Consider the following 19,205-nt stretch of genomic DNA (forward strand, 5'->3'; position numbering starts at 1 on the left):
AAAGTGTTTGAATGTTTATAAACTCATGCCTCCATCGCAATAGATGGTTTGGCCTGTTATGTATTGTCCTTGTTGGGAAACCAATAAGGTTACCAATGCGGCGATATCTGCGGGGTTACCAAAAGATCCTGTCGGTATTTTTTTCAGGATGGCTTTTGCATAATCAGCATTCGAGAGGGCTTCTATATTTCTTGCGGTTTCATAAACACCCGGCGAAACATTATTAATTGTGATACCGTCTTTGGCATATTGAGCAGCAAGGTTGATAACCAAATTAGCGATGGCGGATTTGGTGCCCGCGTAGATGGCCATTTGCGGATGAGGCTTCTTTTCCTGCACACTGCCTAATGTGATAATCCTTCCCCATTTATTTTGTTGCATGGCTGGTAGCACCTGTTGAATCAATGCAATGCTAGACCAATAATTGGTAAACACCTGTTCTTTGAATTCCTCGAAGTTGATCGTTAAGAAATCTTTTCGAATTTGGGTAGATGCATTTAAAATTAAGACATCGATAATCGGTAACTTTTCGCAGAGCCCAGCTACGGCTTCTGGGGATTGAAAATCGGCCAAGAAATAGTTGACATTTTTCTTCGGCTCTATCCCAAAGTGGGTCAGGGCCTTTAAACATTTATCCTCATCTTGCTTGTCGTGTAATATCACCTGATAGCCCGCCGCAAATAAGCTGCTGGCCATGGCAAATCCAATCCCTTCGCAGGAACCCGTGATGAATGCTCTCTTCAAATTATGTACTGAATTTTCCATGTTATTTGAATTAAATGCCCCCTACTATTGGAAACCAATCTGGCTTATAGGCATCTGCATGGAAACGAGCATAGTAATCGCCTTTCTCTTCATATAAGCGTTCATATTTTTCCATTTTTTCCTCATCCAGATTAACGCCTAAACCAGGGCCATCAGGCACTTTCAATTTTCCGTCTTTATATTGAAATAGACCCTCTTGAATAATGTCGTCCGTTAAATAGTGGTAATGCGCATCACCCGCATAGTTCATGGTTGGAATGGTAGAAGCCGTATGTAGCATGGCGGCTAATTCAATTCCAAATTCGGCGCCGCTATGCATGGCAATGCCCAGGTTAAAGGTGTTACAAACAGCGCATAGATCTTTAACCCCTTTTGGCCCCTCCCAATAATGGATATCGGTGAGGATAATATCTACTGCCCCTAAGCGAATGGCCGGACCGAGGTCATCAAATTTATTGGGATACATATTTGTGGCAATGGGAATGCGTACTTGCTTGCGTACCGCAGCATTGCCTTCCAATCCCCATGAAGGGTCTTCAAAATATTCAATCCCCAAGTCTTCCAACCTTTTACCTACTTTAACGGCAGTTTGCACAGACCAAACGCCATTAGGGTCAATACGTAGTCCGAAATCATTACCTAGCTGTTTGCGACAAAGCTCCAGCACTCTGGCTTCTTCCATCGGATCCATCACCCCTGCTTTCAATTTCATGGCATTAACGCCTAACTCCTCATGCAATTGCACACAGTAATCGGCCAAATCCTCCGCACGCTCATCATGCTTACCATCTTCCCTGTCATATCGCCAAAATAAATAGCCAATAAAAGGGATTTCCTCACGCAAGCGCCCGCCTAATAAATCACTCATTGGACGTCCCAATACCTTACCTTGAATATCCAGGCATGCCATTTCTATCGCCGCATATAAACGCGCATTCGACATATAATAAATACTGCGAAGTACTTTCATTTTAATGGTTTCTAAATGAAAGGGATCTAAACCCACAATGCGGGGTTTTAATTTAGTCAGGGCTGCACGTTGGTCTCCACCTCCAACTTCGCCTAAACCCACAATCCCTTCATCCGTAATCAATTCTAGAATGGTTCGCAGGAAATAACCAGGATGTACGCCTGTATTATGTCTTAATTGAGCCTTCAATGGAATGGCTACACATCTCACTCTTAAATCAATGATCTTCATATAAATGTTTAGATTAATTTTTCTATTTCTTGTGCTGTTTTGATGGTTGATGAAATAATTTCCTTTTCCCCATGTTCTTTGAGCCTTGATAAGGGAAGATAAACACTTAAGGAAGCGATTACTTTACCTTCTTTTTGAATTCCGTAGGCGAAACCAATGATATGTGTTGGTGTAACCTGCTTGGAATAACCATCATTTCTAATCCGTTTAATCTGTTCCCAAAAGCGCGTTTCATTGGTGGCCTCCGGCCATTCATCCACGCTGGGCAATCCATATTTTGCGATAAAATCTTCCAGTTCAGCATCCCCTAGATAGGCAAGCAAATAACGCCCTGAAGCACTATTGTAGGCTACTTTTTCGATGGAAGATCGAACCATCAAATCGCGCTCTGCATTAACTTGATGGATGGTAACCCGATTTTGTTTTCTTAAAATAGCTAACAAACAGGTTTCATTAAGTTTGCTACGTAAATGCTCCATCGGGTCTGTACTCACTTTGATGAGCTGCTCTTCAAAAGAGCCAATGTTGCCAAGGCGATATATCATGTACCCTAATTTGTAGCCTTTTTTATAGCCCATTTGTTCGATAAAATTCCGCTCGACTAAGGTTTTAATGATATTTGCGCAGGTAGCTTGATTAAGTTTTAAATGCTCTGCGATTTCGCTCAAACTATGTGCTTTATGCACATCTGTAGCGATATATTCAATAATATCAACCGCTCTATGAATGACCTGTATCATAAGAATGTCTTTATTGTGAGATATATTCTTTTTTGAAAAACATTTTGGATGCGACATAAATTGCAATGGCCCCTAAAACATAACAGAAGGCAAGCAGGGTAATGCCAACGCTCATACTCATATTCATTTTTATATAGCCTAACAATACCGGTGCGAATGCGCCTACAACAAAACCGAAGGATAGCATAAAGCCGGTAGAAGCAGCACGATATTTTATTTCTATGACATCAAAGAGGGCGGCAAATAGGTTTGAATCATAAACCCCTCTAAAAAAACCGAAAAGCAACATGTAAAGGTAAGTTAAAGGTAAGGAATTGCTTTGACCGATAAGATAAATGAAAGGCGCACCAATCAGCAAACCTAAAACTTGTATTTCCAATCGAACTGTGATGCGCCTAAAGGAATATTTATCGGCTATTTTAGCGCCTAGCAAGACCCCAAAAAATGCACCTATAAAATGATAGAGGGTGGAGTTGAGGCCTGAAGATGCTAAGGAAAGTTGGTAGTTTTCATGAAGGTAGGTCGGAATCCAAGTGAGGTATCCAATATTCACGAAACACATAAAGCCAAAGGCGACACTTAATAGAATAGCAGTATTTTTACTGGCTACAATCTTTAAGACCTCCCATGCATTTTGCTCGTGGTTTTCTGTAGGAATAGCTTCCTCCGTTCCGGCGCGCTTTTTCAGTCTGAATAAGATGATAAAGGCCCACAGGATACCGATGATACCAAAGACATAGAAAGCCATCCGCCAGCCATAGTTTTCACCGATGTAACCAGCAATAAAGCCGCTAAGGATGATACCAGCATATAAACTCGTTTGGTGAATAGCCATGGCCGTTGCACGCGTTTCATGGTGAAACCTCGCTATTAAAGAATTTGCTGCCGGGTAATAAAAGGCTTCCCCACCTCCTGTAGCAATACTACGGAATAAGACTAAGGCAAATACGCCATTTCCAATTCCGGTAAGCAAAGTTCCAATACTAAAGATCATCAAACTTAAAAAGATGATCTTTCCCTTATTCATTTTATCGCTAAGCAAACCTGCGATGGGCACCAATAGGCCATAAACAAGGGTGAAAATACTGGCCACCCAACCAATCTGTATATCATTTATTTGCAGGTCATCCTTAATTAAAGGAATAACTACATTGAAAATCTGCCGATCGCCTTGATTTAAAAAATAGGCAACCCATAACAGGAAAATCAGTTCCCATTTAAACGCGATACCGCCAGATTGGCTGGACGAAGATGTTTTCATTTAGATGCTTAGGTCGTTTTTTAGTTCTACAATTTTTTCCATGGCGTTTCCGTCTTTATCTTTCCAGGTTAACCGGTATTTCCCTTTAAAACCACGGAATTTGATTTTATCCTGTTGAACAGCTGCGTTTAACGTTGTTTTCCATTCGCCATGAATCAGATCATTTAGTGCAAAATAGGCAGGTTTAGGCTCCATATTTCTCGTGAATAAGCCCGAGGTGGTTGGCTCGCCAGGTGCACCACAGTCATCGACAACATTCCACCAGGTAATGCCCATCATCTTTTCAGTGCTGAACCACAAGCGATATAAGTTACGCGCCACCACCGCTTGAATCTTACGGCCCAATTCATCATCATTTGGCGCTGTAATTGTAATTTCGCTTAAGTGAATCGGTAGATTTGCGGCACTTAACACTTTCATGCGTTCAATCACCTTGGTTGGGCTTTCAATATCCTGTCCTTCCGCAATATCTAAACATTGCTTCGGATTAAACAAGTGCATTTGAGACCCTAAAATATCGATTTTCATTCCCCGACCCATCAAGTCTTTGGCCTGATCTGCATAGGATTTATCGTTTTTATAATCGTTGATATTCAACAATACCTCCTTCGGGAAATGTGCTTTCGCTGTTTTAAAAGCATTGAAGGTATAATCTCCGGGCATAATGCCATAGTGACTTTTGGTAATGCGTTTTCCTTTGAGCATTTTTCCATTCGCATAGTCCGTTGCACTTTCATTCACTACATCCCAGCTTGGAATTCGGTTGCCGTAGTATTTCGCCATATCTATGACCCGTTGTTCAAATTCCTTTTCCAGGATACTGGTAAATACCGGTACTTTTTGTGCGATTTGATCTACCGTAAGTTTGTTATATTCCTCACTTCCACCTTCCCGGTCGAGGTTATTATGAGGATCAGGGAACCAACTTTTTAATATGGCTTGTTCATTTTCCGGGGCTAATGCCATGAGCCATTCCGGGTGATGCCATCTTCTTGTTCCCCATATAATTGGGTGGCCATGAATACGGATGCCTACCTGATCTAAATAATCAAGAATAGCTTCTGGAGCAGGTCTACGCCAGTGTGGTTGGCTTTTAGGATTCTCTACGTTATTCCAAAATTCTTCTGTATCCCAATACTCTTGTTTAAAACGAGGACGGTTGTGTTCCATTTCAAACTTTTTCCAATAAAAGGCTACCGTTGCTGAATTAAAGAACTCTCCAAATAGTTTTTTATAGCGCTTATTGCGTTCTTCAGTTCCTAGTTGATCATAGTTAAATATATGGGCACCAAAGACAAAGTCGTGAGAGATTTGCTCCACATGCACTTGAGTACCCGGGGTCACGTTGGTAATACGGACCTCGGCATTGGCTTTTCTATATTTATCAATATCGGCATCAATCTTCTTTTGCACATCTTCATTCCAAAGCTTCCAATAGCCTTCTTTCATCACACTCTTCGCATCCTGATAGGTAGTTTCCTGCGCCATGGTTGGGCTCGTGCTATTGCACAAAGCAATCATTAAAGCTATTTGTAATAGCCGCTTGGGTAGGTTGTTTTTTTCTTTCATTAGTTAGTTGTTTTTCGTTAAAGGTTTATTGCATTGGCTTGATTGCCTAAGGTTACTTGCTTTTCTTGCTTTTTGCCCTTTTTGTCGGTCCAGCTTATTTTATACGTTCCTTTAAACCCCCGAAAGGCTAGGCTACTATCTGCATTAATTTTCTGCTGTATCTGGGTTGACCATTCTTGATGGATTAAATGACGCAAAACATGATAAACAGGTTTCTGTGCTAGGTTTTCATCCAATATGCCGGATAACGAGGGTTCCCCTTCCGCTGCACCACCGTCAACGGCATTCCACCAGGTTATGCCCATAATAGAAGGATGACTAAACCAAAGACGATATAGGTTTCGCGCAATTTGCGCCTGAATAGCAGCCCCTTGGGCACTAGCATCGGGTGCCGAAATAGTGACCTCACTAATATGAATGGGAAGTTCAGCAGAATCTAATATACTTAGCTTCGAACTTATAAGATCTGGCGTAAGGTTGGGAGCCCCTTCAGCAATGGCTTTAGCGCCCTGCGGATTAAAAATATGGCTTTGAATGCCTGTGACATCTACCTTGGCTTGTCGATCTTTAAGATTGCGGATGATTTCTACATAGCGCCGCAGTTGTTGCGCACTCCAACTCAAATCGCAATCATTCATATTGAATAATACAGAGGGCGGAAAATAGGCCTTCGCCCATTGGTAGCATTTATAAGTGTAATCATCGGGCATCAATCCGCGATTAGCTTGATCGATAGACTCATTAACAATATCCCAACGTTGAATTCTACCTTGATAGCGTTGCGCCAGCGTTTTGATATGTTGTTCGAATTCCTGCTCCATTATTTTACGATCCTCAGGCATCCAGGTCGGCTGGGCCCAGCGGCGCATTCCATATATGATGGTATGGCCATTCATGTCGATATTGTTCGCTTCGCAAAACTCAACTACCGGATCGGTTGCTGGCCTGCGATAAATTGGAGCGCTATCTTTGGTAAATCTTGGTTTTCCCTTTTCTGGTTCTAAGGTCTTCCAATAAAAAGGAATGGTTGCCGCATTAAACAAATTCAGAAATAAGTTTTTATAAGCCGTGTTCTGACTATCTGTTTTGTATTGATCGAATAAAAAGATATTGCTGCCGAAAATGAAATCATGTTTTAACTGTTCCACTTTTACAGTGGAATTCTTTTTGATATCGGAAAAGCGGATTGACGCATCAACTTTTCTGAACTTTTCAATCCTATCATCTATTTGCTCCTGCACTTGTTCATTCCAAATGGCATTATAGGCAGCACTCATAACCTGTTTATTATCCTGTGCAAATAATTGGCAAGCCATAAAACTTAGACTTATAAAACTAATTCCTAATTTAAAATTCATTGCTATTATGGGTTAAATGGGTTTAATATCCAGGGTTTTGATCTTTGCTCGGATCCAATGCTTTATTATAACTAAACTCGGTTTCAGGAATTGGAAAAAGTAAATGCTTATCCATGACATCGATTCCTTTTACTTCTTTAATTACTTTTTTGGCTAAGTTTCTACGCAATAGAAACAACCATCGTTTGCCTTCATTCCAGTTTTCATAGGTCAGTTCCTTGGAAATTAAATTCAAGAACTTCTCTTTGCTATTGTAATCGGCCAGTTTATAATCGGAGGCAGCAACAGCAGCAGGATCTAATCCGTAAGCTCTACGGTGTATCATATTAAGTTTATCCAGAGCATCTTGGTTCGGTCCGTTCACCTCATTGGAGGCCTCAGCATATAATAATAGGATATCTGCATATCGAATTAATGGAAATGAATTGCTCGCTCCACCAGCATTCGGTGCGTTTGGATCATAAAATTTTGCAGGTATATAGGTTTCAAATTGTAAGCCTAAATCTTGCTTTAAGGTGTTATAGGATTTGCGAAGATCTTGATCGTCCCAAGCTGCAAACACCGGATTATCTTTACGTGTATAGATGCCATAATATCCGCCTGCGCCGTGCATTTTCTTTCCCTCAATCTTCGCATTCGGATGCGAACAGAACATCACATACTCCCAACCTGCTAATCCCGTTTCCTTAAAATAAAAAATTTCCTCGCTACTTGTAATGACTGTCGGGCCAAATATTTTCTCGAATTCCCGGAAAGTAGCGACCCGAACTAAACTGTATTGATTACTTTCAATAACATCTTTCAACAAAGGCAAGGCATTCGGATACTGTGCTAATTGCATATAGACCTGCGCTAATAGGCTTTTTGAGGAAAGTTTGTTGGGGGTACCAATTAAGCGCGACTTGTCCGGAGCATTAGCCATAGCAAAGGTTAAGTCATCAATAATAAATTTATAAACATCTGCTTTAGCAGTTTTGGCTAAGTCCCACTCCAGCATATTGTTTTCATTACGCAGTGGCACATCACCCCATAGACGAACAAGGTGGAAATAAGCAAAAGCGCGCAGAAAACGAAGCTCGCCGATATAAGCATTTTTCTGTATATCTGTCATCGCAGAAGCTTCTGGTAACTGTTGAATGGCAATATTACAATCGCGTATAGCACCATATAAACTTGACCAAATACCATTCGATCGGGTTATATTCGTCGGATCTAATCCTTTATAGTCACTATTGCTTGTCCAAGATCCTCGCCCATATTGATAATCTGTAAAGCACTCCATCAGTCCGGGGAAGGACATTGCAAATCCCGGTCTAAATTTATTTAATGGGGCAAGAACCGCGGTGGCAGCTTCTTCTGGAGTATTGTAGAATGTTTCTGCAGCAACAGCTTTCGGATGCTCATCCAACCACTTACTGCAGGCGGAGTTCAGGCACATAAATAGACCTAAGCCCGCAAGATATAGCATATTCTTTTTCATTGTCTTTAGGTTTTTAAAATTGAACTTTAGCGCCGAACGATATGGTTTTTACGTTTGGATAGGTTAAATAATCAACGCCTATATCTACATTGCCGCCCCTAGAATTTACTTCAGGATCTAATCCTGAGTATTTCGTAAAGGTTAGGATATTTTGAGCACTGACGTAAACCTTCAATTGATTACACCATGTTACTCCCCACTTCTTTAATGGAAGATCATAACCTAAGGCTATATTTTTCAGACGTAAGTAAGAACCGTCTTCAATGTACCTATCCGAATATTGCAATTTCAATTGGCGGGTAATTTTGGGATAAGCTGCTGCCGCATTCTGCTCCGCAGTTTGATCAGCAGACCAATGACTATCCAAGACTGCTCGTCTAAGGTTGAGGCCCATTCCTTGATCTAGATTGGCAGTTTCACCTATATTAAATAAATCATTACCATAACTACCTTGGAAAAAGAGGTTTAGACTGACACCATAATAAGTTAAATCGGAATTAAAACCATATAGAAATTTAGGATGCGGATTACCAAGAATGGTTTTATCTTCAATATTCAGGATACCATCTTTATTAACATCCAGATATTTAATATTACCATCGTCGGTATACCCTTCTTCTTGATAGGTATAAAACACACCCATTGGCTGTCCCTCGCGAATTAAATGGATATAATCATCAATATAGGCTAAGCCGAACACCCCGCCATACACATCTTTACCATCGTTTAAGGCCGTTACTTTATTCCTATTGAAGGAAATATTGCCACTCAATGCCCAATCAAAGTTCTCTCGTCGATACACTTGACCTTCCAATAACAGCTCAAACCCGCGATTTTCCATCTTACCGATGTTTTTTATTGTTGTACTGTAGCCTGAAGAAGGAGGCAATACCATAGAATTCAATAAGTCAGTAGTTTCTTTTTGATAATAATCAGCTGTTAATCGGATTCTATTGTTGAAAAGGGCAGCATCTAATCCCACATTATATTGTGCTGTTGTTTCCCACTTCAAGTTAGATGGTAATGTTGAACTCGCTGCATAAAAAGTCCCCATGTCACCATTTATAGGTGTTTTCCCTTGGTTTAACATATTTAAAGTTGCGTAAGGACTAATTGCGGTGGATCCTGTTTTTCCATAGCCAGCTCTAATTTTCATATCATTAATCCAGGAAGCCGATTTCATAAACTCTTCTTCCGATAAGCGCCAGGCAAGAGCCAATGATGGGAAAAAGCCCCATTTTTCACCCTTACTATAACGAGAAGAGCCATCAGCACGTCCGCTTAGGGTTGCCAGGTATTTACTTTTATAGGAGTAATTAACACGTCCTAAATAAGACATCAAGGTCCATTCTGTAAACCCGGTGGATGGTGTACCAAATAAAGTTGCACCCGAGATTTGATCGGTTCCAGGTACATCACTTAGAAATCCCGTACCACTCAAACCACTACTCTTCGATTTACTATTCTGATAGGTAAATCCAGCGGTAATATCTAGCGCATGTTGCCCTGCAAACTCCGTGTTATAATTCAGGATATTCTCATTCAATAGGGAAAAATCATTTTGATTAGTTACTGCTCCGGAAGAGGCTCCATATAAGTATTTGGAGGACGTATAGGCATCAACACGATAATCTAAAGCTTCAATTCCTAAAGAGGAACGAATGGAAAGGCCGGGAATAATTTTATAAACCAACATGGCATTATTATTCACCAAATTTGCCCGCGTGATGTTTGATATTTCGTTGATTAAATTAATAGGATTGTAAAGCGCATTGGACATAAAAGGATAGGCCAATTGTAAGTTTCTGTAAGATCCATCATCATTAAATGGCCCTAAGGTAGGAGGCGCTGCAATTGATCCACCTATCAAGGAACCTCCGCGATTTCCGCCCGAACTATTTTGAGCATCGGTTCCAGTTTTAGCATAGGCCATGTTCAAATGCGCAGAAAACTTATCGCTGAAGTTATAGTCTAGATTAGATCGTAAATTATATTTATCATATTTACTATTCTTAATAATGCCATCCCTATTCATTAATGAACCACTAATCAGGACTTTAATTTTTTCAGATCCTCCCGCAATGGAAAGGTTATGATTCTGAATGGGCGCATCTGTATATACTAGGGATTGCCAGTCGGTACCTGTGCCAGCAGTCCGAATCTGTTCATCAGTAAAGTAGACCTTTCCATTATCGTTTAGCTGCTGAATATTATAAAAGCGCATGTACTCTTCAGCGTTCATTAAATCCAGTTTTTTGATCTGAGACTGCGTTCCATAATTACCATCGTAGGTTATGGTTGGAGTTCCTGATTTACCACGCTTTGTGGTAATCAACACAACCCCATTCGAGGCTCTGGAACCATAGATAGCTGTCGCAGAAGCATCTTTCAATACTTCCACAGATTCAATATCCAAACTATTTACAGAAGAAGGATTACTTGGAATTCCATCGACGATATACAAAGGATCATTTCCTCCACGGATCGAGTTACTGCCACGGATACGAACGGTAAAATTCCCATTTGGGGAACCCGTATTATTGGTAATGGAAACCCCCGCAACTCGACCTTGTAAGCCTTGAATCGGATTAGGCACTACATATTCAGCCATTTTTTCACCACTTACAGATGCAATTGCCCCCGTTACATCTTTCTTTTTCATGGTTCCATAGCCTACAACTACAATTTCATCGATTGATTCATCGCTACTGTTCATGGTTACTTCCATCGTAGCACCTTGAACCGGCATATCTTTAGTTATGAAGCCAACAGAGCTGAAAACAAGCACATCCCCAATATTAGCGGCGATAACAAAGGCACCATCCGTATCCGTCGAAGTACTTGCTTTGCTACGGTTATTGGTAATACTTACCCCGGGAATTCCTTTCCCCTGGTCATTGACAACTTTTCCTGATACTCTTTCTTGATCATTTGAGGAACCACCAAACGTAAAAAATGCATACAGTAATAAGCTGAAACTGAGCAAAATTTTGATTCTCATAGTTTATTAGTTTACTTGGTTAGTCAATTTTATAGTATAAAATTGTATTTGGTATTATAAAACCAATATTAGACACAAGAAGCTAAAAAACAAAAATTCGAACTAGTACTTAGCTGAAAAAAGCAACCTTAAACAATTTCAACATTCTAATATTCAACTATTTACAAAATATTAAAAAATATAATCCCTGTAATTATTAGGCAAACAAATTCTCTATTCATTTTTATATAATAAAAATGAACCTATAAAATTTCTGCAACTCTTCCCTCCTGTTCTATCGGAGCTAAGTTCAATAAAGGGACATTTATTAAATTTTCCTTAACTTTCCAACAGCTATGAAAAAACTATTTCTTACCCTCCTTACCTCCTCCAGCCTTCTTTTGGGCTTTGCTCAAGAAGCGACCGTATTCAGGTCTGGGGCCGATGGCTATGCCAGTTACCGCATTCCGGCAATCATCCAAACCAAAGCTGGCCATTTGATGGCCATTGCGGAAGGCCGGGTTGACCATGCCGGTGACTACGGCAATGTCGATATTGTATTCAAAATCAGTAAGGACGAAGGAAAAACCTGGGGGCCTTTGCAGAAAGCCGTCGATTACGAAAAACTACAAGCTGGCAATCCTGCGCCTGTGGTCGATCTGCTCGATCCGCAATACCCACAGGGAAGAATCTTCCTGTTCTACAATACCGGAAACAACCATGAGGGCGAAGTGCGGAAGGGCAAAGGGCTACGGGAAGTATGGTACATCAGCTCGACGGATGCAGGTACAAGCTGGTCGGAACCACAGAATATTACCGCTATGGTACACCGACCGAACCAGCCTGACATCAACCCAGCCTACCAGTTTACCGAAGACTGGCGCACCTACGCCAATACCCCAGGCCATGCCTTTCAATTTATTAGCGGGCCAAACAAGGGCCGACTCTACATCGCGGCCAATCACAGTGCCGGAGCACCCGATCGGAATGGCAAAGATTGGCAGGCCCATGCCTTTTACAGCGACGATCATGGCAAGACCTTTCAGCTAAGTGATAATATTCCATTTGCAGGTACCAATGAATCCACGGCAGCGCAGATTGGCGATAATGCCGTCTATATGAGTTCCAGAAACCAGGCCATGACGCCGAAAACCAGAATCATCAGCCGCTCTAACGATGGCGGCCAAAGCTGGAAAGAAACGCTATCCGACCCCAATTTACCCGATCCGGTTAACCAAGGCGCGGTACTATCTTGGAAGAAAGGTAAGAATTTTATCCTGGCGCATATCAATGCCGCAGATGCCGACAATCGCGATAATTTAACCTTAAAACTATCCAAAGATCAGGGGAAAACCTGGTATTTTCAGCAGCAGATAGCCAAAGCACCGGCCGGATATTCCGGAGCCTATGCCGCCTATTCCGACATCGTAAAAATTGGAAAGCATAAAATCGGCGTACTCTACGAGAAGAATAATTATGAGGATATTGTATTTACCCTAGTTCCGATTCGCTAATTCCAACCAACAAGAAAAACGACCTGCCAAAACAGGTATAAAAACGTAAGCAGCCGGCATACTAGAATGCCGGCTGCTTACGTTTTTATATTTAAATAATTAATAATTATAAAAATTTATCTATAATATTTAATATTCTCAACCCTTTGAATTTTAAATATTTATATTAAAAACAATCTAATAATTAATTATTTCTAACAACTTTCCGAAACTTATCTTAAAATATTATCATTGATTGCACGTTATGTAAGCAACTGTATCATTCTTGTTACATTAAACATATATATCATTGAACTTACATTATGCGCAAAACACTAACCTACCTATGCCTATGGCTTTTTGCCATACAGCTTGCTTATGGTCAACAGCGAAAACTCAGCGGAACCATCGTTGACCAACAATCAAAAACACCCATTGCCGGAGCAACCATACGCGTGGTTTCCAGCAAAACAGCAACTACCACCGACAGTACCGGTAAATTTACCATCGAGCTCCCCGCGAATGCCAAGCAATTAAACATTTCTGTGGTAGGCTACAACAGCCTACGCCATACGTTGAGCAGCACGGATACCGATATCAGCCTGGAATTGCAGCCTCAAACCGCCAAAATAGACGATGTGGTGGTAACGGCCATGGGGGTGCAACGAAAAGCCAAGAGCCTCTCCTATTCCACCCAGGTGGTCAAGGGCGAAGAGCTCACCAAAGTGAAGGATGCCAACCCCATCAATAACCTGACGGGCAAAGTATCCGGCGTGCAGATCAACCGCAGTAATTCCGGTATCGGAGGCTCGGTCAACATCGTCCTGCGCGGCTTTAAATCAAATAGAAACAATCAGCCCCTCTTTGTCATCGACGGCTTACCAATTACCAATACCGGCGGATCCGGATCTGAAGGCCCATTTGGAAGTGGTGCCGACCGCGGCGATGTGCTTAGTACGCTGAATACCGACGATATTGCCAGCATCAACGTGCTGAAGGGCGCTTCTGCCTCCGCCCTTTACGGTAGCCAGGGTGCCAATGGTGCGATCATGATTACCACCAAAAAAGGTGCAGAAGGAAACCTAAAAATCGACATCTCCTCCGGCTTCACCGCCGACCAGGCCTTTTACCTACCTAAGCTTCAGTACCGCTATGGACAATCCGCCGAAGGTAGCGAAGAGAGCTGGGGCGAAAAAGGCAGCTTTCAAGATCCTGTTGGCGGATTCTTCGAAACGGGAACCACCTTTATCAATACCGTAGCTTTGAGCGGCGGAACCAACAAAATGCAAAACTATTTCTCCTACGGAAATACCAGTAACACGGGTATTTTACCCACCAACACCTTTAAACAGCATTCCCTAACCTTCCGGAATTCCACCAATTTCTTCGACAATAAATTGAACTTTGATGGAAGCTTGATGTATGCCAAGCAAGATGTGCATAACCGCCCTACTTCAGGGCTATGGTTCAATCAGCTTGCCGGTGTATACCTCTTCCCGCGGGGTTTAGACTTCGATAAATACAAAACCTACGAATACCATTCTCCAACCCGCAACATGGGCTCCCAAGATTGGTGGAACATCAATGCCGATGCCGGCCTTACCGGAACCCACCACTCCCAAAACCCCTATTGGGTATTGCACCGCAACCCGATGGATCAGGCACGCGATAATATCATAGGACAAGCCCAATTGCGCTACAGCATCAACGATTGGCTTTCCCTAAGTGCACGTGGAACCCTTAACAAACGTTGGGATAAATGGGAACGTCGCGTCTATGCCGGCACCCAGGGGGTTCTTTCCGGCGATATCATCGAAGGTGTTTTGGCCGACAACGGCCGTTATATGCGCGATGCTTCCGAAAGTACCGCCCTCTACGCCGATATGTTAGTGATGGGGAATAAAACCTTCGCCGAAGATTGGGACTTAAACTTTACCCTCGGTACATCCATCAACGATACCAAATCGGATAGCTGGAGTTTAGATCAACGCAAACTTGCCGTAGCCAATAAATTTATCCTCAGCAACATCTACCGCGATGCGCCCATGAATAGCTTTGTAGAGTCCATCAGTCGACGCCAATTGCAATCCATTTTCGCTTCCACTAACTTAGGATTTAAGGATAAATTATTTTTAGACCTAACCGCGCGGAACGATTGGTCATCCACCCTAGCCAATACCCCGCAAGAGAAAAAAGGATATTTCTACTGGTCTGCCGGTCTATCAGGCGTGATCTCGGATATGATCAAAATGCCAGCCTTTATCACTTATTCCAAACTGCGCGTTTCCATGGCTGAAGTAGGGAACGATGTAGGCATCTACAGTACCATCCCCACCAACAGCTTAGGCACCGGTATCTTGAACGCCAATGTTTCCGGCCCTTATCAGGGTTTACCCCTGCGCCCGGAAATCAGCCGTAGTTTTGAAGTCGGCTATGAAGGTCGCTTTTGGGACGACCGCATCAACTTGGATGTCGCCCTCTATAAAACCAACACCAAAGACCAATACTTCGCTTATCAAGCGCCTGTAGGCCAAATCTACACCACCGTATTCCTGAATGCCGGAAATGTGCAGAACAAAGGGATCGAAGTTGCCTTAGGCGTCGATGCCTTGAAAGGCGAAAAATTCAACTGGAATACTGGGGTGAATTTCACAGCCAACCGGAATAAAATCTTAGCCTTAGCACCCAATCTTGGAGAGCGCTATGGCATTGGCGGCAACTTCAATGTGCTGCGTTTGAATGGTTCATTCGGCGATTTTTGGGCACGTAAGTTCTTACGCGATGAAAATGGCGTGATGGTAGTCGATGATAATGGCCGCCCGCAAGTGGGACAAGAAGGCTACGTGGGCAATAACAACCCCAAAGCAATCGTAGGCTGGAACAACAGCTTCAACTACGGCGATTTCGGCTTAAGCTTCAGCATCGATGCTCGCTTCGGTGGACAGGTCATCTCGGTGACTGATGGCTATTTAAATTCCTTCGGCGTGAGTGAGGAAAGTGCAGCAGCACGCGATCGTGGCGGTGTGGATATCCCAGCGGTAAAAACCGATGGTACCCCTTGGGAAGGATTATTACCGGCCCAAGCCTATTATTCTGCCGTGGGTAACCGCGACGGGATTATCGAAGGACAAGTCTACAATGCAACGAATATCCGTATGCGCGAAATTGCTTTAAGCTATAAGCTACCTATCAAATGGAAAGGCGTAAATGCAGCATCTGTCGCCTTAACTGGCCGTAATTTATTCTTCTTCCGCAACGATGCCCCTTACGATCCGGAGCTCAATACCACCACCGGTGTGGGCGCCCAAGGCTATGATGCCTTTTCCCTACCGGCAACACGTAGCTTCGGTGTCAACCTTAAATTATCCTTTTAACCCCTCAACGAATCGAACATGAAAAAACATATAGTCAGCAAAGCATTGATCGGATTAGCACTCAGCAGCCTGTTGTGGACGAGCAGCTGTACCAAAGATTTTATGGATATCAACACCAATCCGGGTGGAGTAACCGACGAGGAAGCCATGGGCGATTTTGCCTTAGTGGCCGCCTTCTTGCAGCAAACCCAGCGTAGCATTATCCCGGAAGTCGTGGGCGAGTATCAAGTGGCCATCAACCTGGCCAGCGATGCCTACGGCGGTTACCTGGCGGCCGAAGCGCCCTTCGTTGGTAATGCAAACAACTTAACCTACGCCTTAGTGCCGGGCTGGTATTCGGCCCAATGGGTCGACCGCTATATTCGCGCCATGAACCCCATTTATCGCGTAGAACAAATCAGCCGTGCCGACGAAAACCTAAAAGATATTTTCGCCTTCGCCAAAATATTGAAAGTATCAGCCATGCACCGCACCAGCGATAAGGTGGGGCCTATCATCTACTCGAAATACAACCAACCCGATGCGCAAGATCAGATTGGCTATGACTCCCAGGAAGATGCCTATAAATTCTTCTTTACGGACCTGGATTCTGCCACAACGATTTTAAAAGAGCTCAAAGGCAAGGAGGTTTCGGCCGCCATGAAAAAATCAGACCTAGCCTATAGCAGTAATAATTACGATCGCTGGCTGCGCTTTGCCAATACCTTACGTCTACGCCTAGCCCTACGCATCGCCTACAAGAATGCCGCCATGGCAAAAACCGAAGGCGAGAAATCACTGGACCCCGCAAATGGCGGTTTATTGGAAGCAACGGCCGACAATTGCTTCATCACCTTAAGTACCGACCACCCCTTAAATATCATCAGCAGCTCCTGGAGCGATACCCGAATGTCGGCCAATATGGAAAGCTTCCTCACTGGATTTAACGACCCGCGCCTGCCTAAACTCTTTGCTAAGGCCACCGACCCGGCGGTTAAAGACCAGTATAAAGGCATTCGCGCAGGCATAGATATTGACGCCAAAAGCCGCTACGACAACTATTCCAAACTTCTGCCCCAGCAAAATAAAATGCAGCTGATGGTCGCCGCAGAAAGCTGGTTCCTCAAAGCCGAAGCCGCCCTACGCGGTTGGAATAATGCCGGCGACGCCAAGACAAACTACGAAACTGGCATTAGCCGCTCCTTCGAGATGTATGGACTGGCGGCGCAAGTCGATGCTTATAAAAATAATGCGAGCAACAAGGCAAAACCTTATGTAGATCCGAAAGCCATTAAGGCCGGACAAAATGATGTGCCTGCCGGATCGCCACAATTGAGTACCATTACCATCCGTTGGGAGGAGGCCGATAGCAAAGACCGCAAGCTGGAACGTATCGTCACCCAGAAATGGATAGCGATGTTTCCGGATGGCGATGAAGCCTGGGCAGAATACCGCCGCTCCGGTTATCCATTGGTCTTTCCGGTGGTGGTCAATTACTCCGGAGGAACCATCCCTACCAACCCGGGAATCCGACGGATGCCCTACCCCGAACGCGAATACAATAGCAATAGCAGTGCTGTTGCCGAAGCCGTTAAAATGCTGGGAGGCGCTGACAATGGTGGAACACGCCTGTGGTGGGACGTAGAAAACAAAAAGCTTTAAACAACAATTAGAGAGTTAAATAACGTGCAAGCCTTGGCCAATTGGTCAGGGCTTTGCTGTTTTTTTTCCAAACAGGCCTTTGGCTACCGTTACCAAGCCTAAAGCCAAGGCACCAATAAGTAAGGCGATACCTATTTCTTTTACCAAAGAAGGAACCTGTGGCAAGAAATGATGGAAATAATCGATATTATGGACAAATATACCCCCGGAAACCATCAATAAGGCAATGGTACCGATGATGGCTAAGGCTTTGATAATAATGGGCAACAACTTCACTAAGAGGTGGCCAAACTTCGCAGCAAGCCCTTTATCGTTCGATCGCTTGATCAATCCATGTCCCATATCATCCATGCGTACAATAAGAGCTACGATGCCATAAACCCCTACCGTTGCCAGAATAGCAACCACCGAAACGGTTAAGATCTGAATGGCTAATGCCTGATCCAACACCGTACCCAAGGCAATGATGACAATCTCTACCGACAGGATGAAATCGGTGGTAATCGCCGATTTTATTTTTGCATTTTCGGCCACTTCCCCTTGGTTCACCTCTTCCTGAATGACCTCATGCCCCTTTTTCTTACGATGCGAGATATAATGGATAATCTTCTCTACCCCTTCATAAGCCAGGTAGACGCCACCAAGAATCAGGATATACTTAATCGCAATGGGAAAAATCGCATTTAAGATCAAGGCTATCGGCACGATAATCAGCTTATTCACAAAGGAACCTTTGGTAATGGCCCATAACACAGGAAGCTCTCGCGAGGCCAAAAAGCCGGTGGCTTTCTCCGCATTTACGGCGAGGTCATCGCCTAAAATGCCTGCGGTTTTTTGTGTTGCCAGCTTACTTGCTACAGCAACGTCGTCCATTAATGCTGCGATATCGTCGAGTACTGCGAATATTCCTGATGCCATCTGTTCTGTTTTGAATTTCTAAAATAATGGATTATCCCTAAAGATGAAAAGCCTAATTAAAAAAAATAGCAGCTTTTTATTGTGTGGCTAGTTGCAAGCAAAAATTAAACCAGCTGTAATTGTTGAATAAACCAAGGCTAGAAAAGGGATTATTAAAAACCATTGCTGCAGCTTTGCTGTCCCCTTGCAAAGCCCACTTGAAAGGGGTTTGATACGGGTGTGAAAGGGGAGTGAAAGGGAAGTGAAAAGTATTTAGCACGGAGTATTTAGTAGTTAGACCTTGCTGAATGCTTTTTACCTGTACTGTCACGGTGGGGGGGGTAAAAATATTTGCGAAATTTGTAGGAAGGCAAAGACATTGGCAGCCTTGCACAATTTAGAAAACTAAATGTGGTCAAAGGTATTCGCAAGATAAGAAAGATAAT

Annotated in this window: 12 protein-coding genes; 3 read left to right on the forward strand and 9 right to left on the reverse strand. The window is 43.2% G+C overall.

Annotated elements, in window-relative coordinates; all coding sequences use genetic code 11:
• Positions 1-15: 15 nt before the first annotated feature.
• The 8 genes from GQF63_RS01430 to GQF63_RS01465 are packed head-to-tail and all read right to left on the reverse strand — an operon-like array spanning position 16 to position 11,375.
• Positions 16-765, reverse strand: coding sequence for an SDR family NAD(P)-dependent oxidoreductase (locus GQF63_RS01430; protein WP_160367305.1), 750 nt, complete (start codon positions 763-765; stop codon positions 16-18).
• Between the two features lie 10 nt (positions 766-775).
• A complete protein-coding gene (locus tag GQF63_RS01435) occupies positions 776-1,966 on the reverse strand; it encodes an enolase C-terminal domain-like protein (protein WP_160367306.1) in 1,191 nt (396 codons plus the stop codon).
• A gap of 8 nt (positions 1,967-1,974) precedes the next feature.
• Positions 1,975-2,763, reverse strand: a complete 789-nt coding sequence (locus GQF63_RS01440; RefSeq protein WP_160367307.1) for an IclR family transcriptional regulator — start codon at positions 2,761-2,763, stop codon at positions 1,975-1,977.
• Entirely contained in the window at positions 2,717-3,967 is a 1,251-nt protein-coding gene (locus tag GQF63_RS01445) for an MFS transporter (protein ID WP_160367308.1), read from the reverse strand. The genes GQF63_RS01440 and GQF63_RS01445 overlap by 47 nt, the downstream gene beginning before the upstream one ends.
• Entirely contained in the window at positions 3,968-5,536 is a 1,569-nt protein-coding gene (locus GQF63_RS01450) for an endo-1,4-beta-xylanase (protein WP_160367309.1), read from the reverse strand.
• Positions 5,537-5,553: 17 nt separating this feature from the next.
• Complete coding sequence (locus GQF63_RS01455; protein ID WP_212592425.1) at positions 5,554-6,894, reverse strand: endo-1,4-beta-xylanase; 1,341 nt, start codon at positions 6,892-6,894, stop codon at positions 5,554-5,556.
• A gap of 22 nt (positions 6,895-6,916) precedes the next feature.
• On the reverse strand, positions 6,917-8,374 hold the full coding sequence (locus GQF63_RS01460) for a RagB/SusD family nutrient uptake outer membrane protein (protein WP_212592426.1): 1,458 nt from the start codon (positions 8,372-8,374) through the stop codon (positions 6,917-6,919).
• A 13-nt stretch (positions 8,375-8,387) separates the two neighbouring features.
• The gene (locus tag GQF63_RS01465) at positions 8,388-11,375 is read right to left on the reverse strand and encodes a SusC/RagA family TonB-linked outer membrane protein (RefSeq protein WP_160367311.1); all 2,988 of its coding nucleotides are present in this window, start codon (positions 11,373-11,375) and stop codon (positions 8,388-8,390) included.
• A 335-nt stretch (positions 11,376-11,710) separates the two neighbouring features.
• On the opposite strand from GQF63_RS01465, the gene GQF63_RS01470 reads away from it, so the two are divergent.
• The 3 genes from GQF63_RS01470 to GQF63_RS01480 all read left to right on the forward strand — a co-directional run bounded on the left by GQF63_RS01470 (position 11,711) and on the right by GQF63_RS01480 (position 17,862).
• Positions 11,711-12,868 (forward strand): sialidase family protein, encoded by a 1,158-nt coding sequence (locus GQF63_RS01470; protein WP_160367312.1) that lies wholly within the window; start codon positions 11,711-11,713, stop codon positions 12,866-12,868.
• A 302-nt stretch (positions 12,869-13,170) separates the two neighbouring features.
• Positions 13,171-16,221, forward strand: coding sequence for a SusC/RagA family TonB-linked outer membrane protein (locus tag GQF63_RS01475; RefSeq protein WP_160367313.1), 3,051 nt, complete (start codon positions 13,171-13,173; stop codon positions 16,219-16,221).
• Positions 16,222-16,239: 18 nt separating this feature from the next.
• Positions 16,240-17,862 carry a SusD/RagB family nutrient-binding outer membrane lipoprotein gene (locus GQF63_RS01480; RefSeq protein ID WP_160367314.1) on the forward strand — a complete coding sequence of 541 codons (1,623 nt, stop codon included), beginning with the start codon at positions 16,240-16,242 and terminating at the stop codon, positions 17,860-17,862.
• 45 nt (positions 17,863-17,907) lie between these two features.
• Here GQF63_RS01480 and GQF63_RS01485 read toward each other — a convergent pair whose 3' ends face one another.
• Positions 17,908-18,780, reverse strand: a complete 873-nt coding sequence (locus tag GQF63_RS01485; RefSeq protein WP_160367315.1) for a DUF808 domain-containing protein — start codon at positions 18,778-18,780, stop codon at positions 17,908-17,910.
• Between the last annotated feature and the right edge of the window lie 425 nt (positions 18,781-19,205).

This window comes from Sphingobacterium humi (genome assembly GCF_009768885.1).
In the GTDB taxonomy this organism is placed as follows: domain Bacteria; phylum Bacteroidota; class Bacteroidia; order Sphingobacteriales; family Sphingobacteriaceae; genus Sphingobacterium; species Sphingobacterium humi.